Here is a 4,198-nt window from a genome sequence, read left to right as displayed (position 1 = left end):
CTATAAAGGTAGAATTAAAAGAAAAGACAGAAGAAATTCTGTCAAAAATATCTAAATTATTAAACGATAACCTCAAATTATACAACACAAAATTCTATGGTTCCGACAGAATACCACCGCAGATCATTTTCAGTGATACAAATTATATTTTCGAACATCACTCTGACTCTGGGACAGGTAAATCTTATGCGAATATGCTGGCTTTGGATGTGAGCTTTTTACATACAACAAAATTACCCATAGCAATTGAAGATTCCATTGTTTTCAAAAACGTTGAAGTCGCAGCTATAGAAAAAATAGTTAATACATTAAACACTATTGATAAACAAGTTTTTATATCACTCGATCAATTAAATATTTATAGTGAAAAAACAAGATCAATTTTGAGAAAGGCAAGCTTTATGCGTATAAGCAGAAAATACCCTGCATTCAAAGTTTCATGGAACATTCAATCCAACAACAAATAATTATTTATAATGGCCTCCATGTACTAATGTGATGGCCATTATTATATATTTATTACAAAATAACACCTTCACATTGACATCCCTCTTGAATCAAATATAAGTAAATAAGAACATAAGGAATATGTTTTTGATAGAAAACACGAAAGGAGTTCGTATGAAAAATACTTTTAATAAAATATATAAAAAAGAATCACCTGAAAGTTTGTTAAGAACACATTGCATCAGTGTTAGGTTGAACCATGAAGAACTACAGCTTCTCAATGCAAGGCGTGGAGACAAAAGTAAAGGTGAATGGTTTCGCTTGGCTTTTCTCGATAAGATTCCAGTAGCTGTGCCGCCTATCAACATTGAAGCCTGGAAATCCCTTAGCGAAATTTCACAGAAGCTGAACAAGCTACTTATTCATCTCGAAAGTAAAAGCACTGGTGGTCAGCTTACAAAGACAGAAATCTTCGCAGTGAAGCGCCAGATCTCAGAGCTTCGCTCATGCCTTACCGCTTCAAGCACATCTGTCAGGTAGGTTGCATGAAAGGGATGCAAAAAATCAAAAGAGGAAAAACCTTTAATGGACTTATTTCTTATTTATTAAAACCTGCTTCGCACCACAAGTCAGATCCGTATGTAGTCGGCGGCAATGTCATAGAAAGCTTCGCAGAAGCACTAAGTGCAGAGTTCAACGCTACGAAGCTCCTACGCTCCGATGTCAGTAAACCTGTTTGGCACAATTCTCTGCGTCTGCCTGCTGGTGAGAGTCTACCTATACACCGATGGAAGCTGTTAGCCGATGACTATATGAAGCGTATGGGCTTCTCTGATACGCATCTACGCGCTTATGTCCTACATGATGATAAAGATGGACAACATATACATATAGTTGCAAGTCGCATAGATGCAACTTCGGGGAAGCTCTACTTAGGTAAAAATGAGAACCTTATCAGCACCCGTATCATCCAGGATCTTGAACAAGACTACCAGCTAACAAGAACCAAAGGACCGAAAGCATCTCTAGCAGCGCCCTCACCTAAACCGAAGCTCAAAAAATCCCGTAATGAGATGATGATAGAAAAGAGAACTGGTGAGCTATGCCCAAAAGGAATCATCCAAAACGCCCTTAACGAACTGCTTGATACCAGGCAATCGATTACCGACTTCGTGCAACAGCTTGTGGCACAAAATATCAGGCCAATCCCTAACATTGCCTCTACTGGACGCATGAACGGCTTCTCATTCGAATACAACGGGATTGCTTTCAAAGCATCTCAATTGGGAAAAGGGTATTCCTGGTCTGCCTTGCAAAGCAGAATCGACTACCAACCGGAACGTGATAATGCTTTCCTGTTTGAACTGAAAGCATCTGTCAGAGAAACATCTGTTAGTGCAACTTATGATATGACCATAACTACAGATGCTTCTGAAATCATGACAGAATACGTTAACCGCCCCATAGAAGCACTTATCCTCGATAACCGAGCTGCTGGTCAGGACGAATTCACTAACGCTTTAGCCAAACAGCTTCACTTAGAACCAGGTGCTGGTGCTCAAGAAGCGTTTGCTACCGAAGCGGTAAAAGAAGCCTCCAAGCCAAGCTATAGGGCTTCAACGTTCAGATGGTTAGAGACCATCCCCTATCTCAATACCATTATTACCATCTTCAAAAACCTCAAAATCCCAACCCTTAAACGCCCTCAAAAACACAAAACCATCACTAGCGTGAGAATGGTAGAGATTACGCCTCTCCCCCAAAAAAATCTCATTGAATCAGCACCTCAATCCAGAAGAGCTTCGCTTTCGATGTAAGGCTGGCAAGCCTTTTTGATAGATACAGGTCAATAAATTGATCGTTTATACCGATCGATATTCTCTTGTTGATAGCCTGTATCTATCATTAATCTTTAATCGATCGGTACAAGTGATTTGCCTTTCCTGTAAACCCAGTCAAAATGTGATTTCACACCAAAGAATATAAAAGACTGATTTAACTAGCCTATTTACGTACTCAACTAACATGCAGGTTTTGAAATGGCAGATACCATCTCATCTGTAGTCCCTGATTTCTTCATACATCGAATATGAATTTAACATCTAACACAAAGGAACTTGTATGAGCATCTCCACCACGAAACGCCGCAATGAAGAAGTCAATGTTGGTCTTTCTGATCGCCGGAAAGCAGAGATTACAGCCCCAAAGTTTGATCTGTTTGGTGAAACTTACACGTTTGTTAAGACTTTCTCTGGCACTGTCATTGATTCCAACCCAAGCAATAATCAGATCTGGGTAAAAACCGACGCTGGGGATGAGAAGCAGATTTCCGACTATGGTATCCCCTTCAGAAGTTCACACACTATTTATAAATACGAGCTTCGCCAGTATAGTGAGGATGGTTCGTATAATGTGTATAAAGATGCACTTATCGTTAATAAGAACACGGGAGAACATGAAGTAAACTTAAACAGGAAAAAAGTTGTCATCCCCGCTTTTCTGACAATGCTGTTCCATAATGCTTCTACAGCATCGTATTACAGAGCAATGCCTGTTTCGAAACTATTCTCTATTGTTTTCATTTTACTTTGTACTGCTGCACTTATTTCATTTCTCACATTGCCTTGGGGCTTTAAAGATGGATATGTGTGGGATGAGCACAAGTATATGTGGCTCACATATTTCCTATCAAGGATCGGAAGCTTCGTTTGTATCAAATGGATTAAAAGAAGAAGCGCTAGATTTGATCATGAAATCAGAAATCTTATCGATTTAGTAAAAAAATAAAAAATATAAGCAACAAAGAGTTAGCCCGTAGATTCCTACTACGGGCTTTTAAAATAATCACAATCCATATTTTCTTTTCTTCTCTTTGATGGATAACGATCTTTTTAGGGTCGAAGCCTCATATTTCCTTTTCTCATTAGCATAGACTTTCTCTGTTCGGCTACCATTACTGACTATAAAGTTAATCAATGAAGAACATACATGCTTCATACGCTCTTTGTTGATCAAATCATCATCCAGTTTATTTATATGACTATAATATGAAAGTAGCAGAAAGGTTAAAACAACCTCCCTGTTGGAGAAGGTCATTTTTTCGATACCACTTTGGTCTTTGATAGAAAATCCTGCACAAAAAAGATATGATTGTTCTATAAGTCGTTGCTCTGAGAACCCTGAGTCCGTAAGTTTATCAACGAATCGATCAAGGAGAAGAAGATACCTTTCCATGAGATTAATATTTATTTTTTTCATAATATGCATCCTTGCAATTTATTTTTGTCTTCCTGACAATTAAAGAAATATCATAATTATTGATCATGTCAATAGTTAAAACCTATCAAATTATATTTAAATATCCTTTACAGGTAAGGGTCTATTAAGCTCTTCAACTGTTATTTGCTTCAAATGAGAATTATAAAGCCATATCTTAAACTGCTCTAAATATCTGTTATTTAATGCTATCAAAGCTTCGTTTTCTGTTTCGAGCCTTTTTATTCTCTGACAAGCGATTTCTAAATTAGCAGGCTTAATAGAGCATTTTTCTTTAATACCAAACTTGAGAGTCAACTTTTTTGAATTAAAACAATCCGAAATATTGACATGACTACTTAAAGATTGTCTTGAAGGTCTCTTACCAATGATCTTTACTAATTTGTCGCATAAAGCATCCCAGGTTAGCTTCTCATCTTTATTCCAGTTATTTATAACATTTGTTATGTTTTTTTCATCATAACCAGTAATATGT

General features: G+C 37.4%; 6 protein-coding genes. 4 read left to right on the top strand and 2 right to left on the bottom strand.

Annotation, left to right across the window (positions count from 1 at the left end):
* The 4 genes from RTW80_RS22725 to RTW80_RS22710 form a co-directional block, all read left to right on the top strand.
* A partial coding sequence (locus RTW80_RS22725; protein WP_312720300.1) for a DUF2326 domain-containing protein occupies positions 1-467 on the top strand: 467 nt, incomplete at its 5' end.
* 154 nt (positions 468-621) lie between these two features.
* Positions 622-987 (top strand): hypothetical protein, encoded by a 366-nt coding sequence (locus tag RTW80_RS22720; protein WP_023327753.1) that lies wholly within the window; start codon positions 622-624, stop codon positions 985-987.
* A gap of 5 nt (positions 988-992) precedes the next feature.
* Positions 993-2,264: a relaxase/mobilization nuclease domain-containing protein gene (locus RTW80_RS22715; RefSeq protein ID WP_025693474.1), complete on the top strand. Its 1,272-nt coding sequence runs from the start codon at positions 993-995 to the stop codon at positions 2,262-2,264.
* A gap of 304 nt (positions 2,265-2,568) precedes the next feature.
* Positions 2,569-3,234, top strand: a complete 666-nt coding sequence (locus RTW80_RS22710; protein ID WP_025693475.1) for a hypothetical protein — start codon at positions 2,569-2,571, stop codon at positions 3,232-3,234.
* 57 nt (positions 3,235-3,291) lie between these two features.
* On the opposite strand, the gene RTW80_RS22705 is transcribed toward RTW80_RS22710, so the two are convergent.
* Together RTW80_RS22705 and RTW80_RS22700 are read right to left on the bottom strand one after the other, a co-directional pair.
* Positions 3,292-3,705 (bottom strand): hypothetical protein, encoded by a 414-nt coding sequence (locus tag RTW80_RS22705; RefSeq protein WP_312720299.1) that lies wholly within the window; start codon positions 3,703-3,705, stop codon positions 3,292-3,294.
* Positions 3,706-3,801: 96 nt separating this feature from the next.
* Positions 3,802-4,198: hypothetical protein (locus RTW80_RS22700; protein ID WP_312720297.1), on the bottom strand; the 397-nt coding region annotated here is incomplete at its 5' end.

Origin of the sequence: Escherichia sp. AM3 (assembly GCF_032029835.1) — a bacterium.
GTDB lineage: Bacteria > Pseudomonadota > Gammaproteobacteria > Enterobacterales > Enterobacteriaceae > Escherichia > Escherichia coli.
The sequence above is the reverse complement of the archived record's forward strand: the minus strand, read 5'-3'. Positions and strand labels throughout refer to the sequence as shown.

Coding starts and splice junctions, on each gene's coding strand:
- RTW80_RS22720 (WP_023327753.1), top strand. CDS start 622: ATGAAAAATACTTTTAATAAAATATATAAAAAAGAATCACCTGAAAGT.
- RTW80_RS22715 (WP_025693474.1), top strand. CDS start 993: ATGAAAGGGATGCAAAAAATCAAAAGAGGAAAAACCTTTAATGGACTT.
- RTW80_RS22710 (WP_025693475.1), top strand. CDS start 2,569: ATGAGCATCTCCACCACGAAACGCCGCAATGAAGAAGTCAATGTTGGT.
- RTW80_RS22705 (WP_312720299.1), bottom strand. CDS start 3,705: ATGAAAAAAATAAATATTAATCTCATGGAAAGGTATCTTCTTCTCCTT.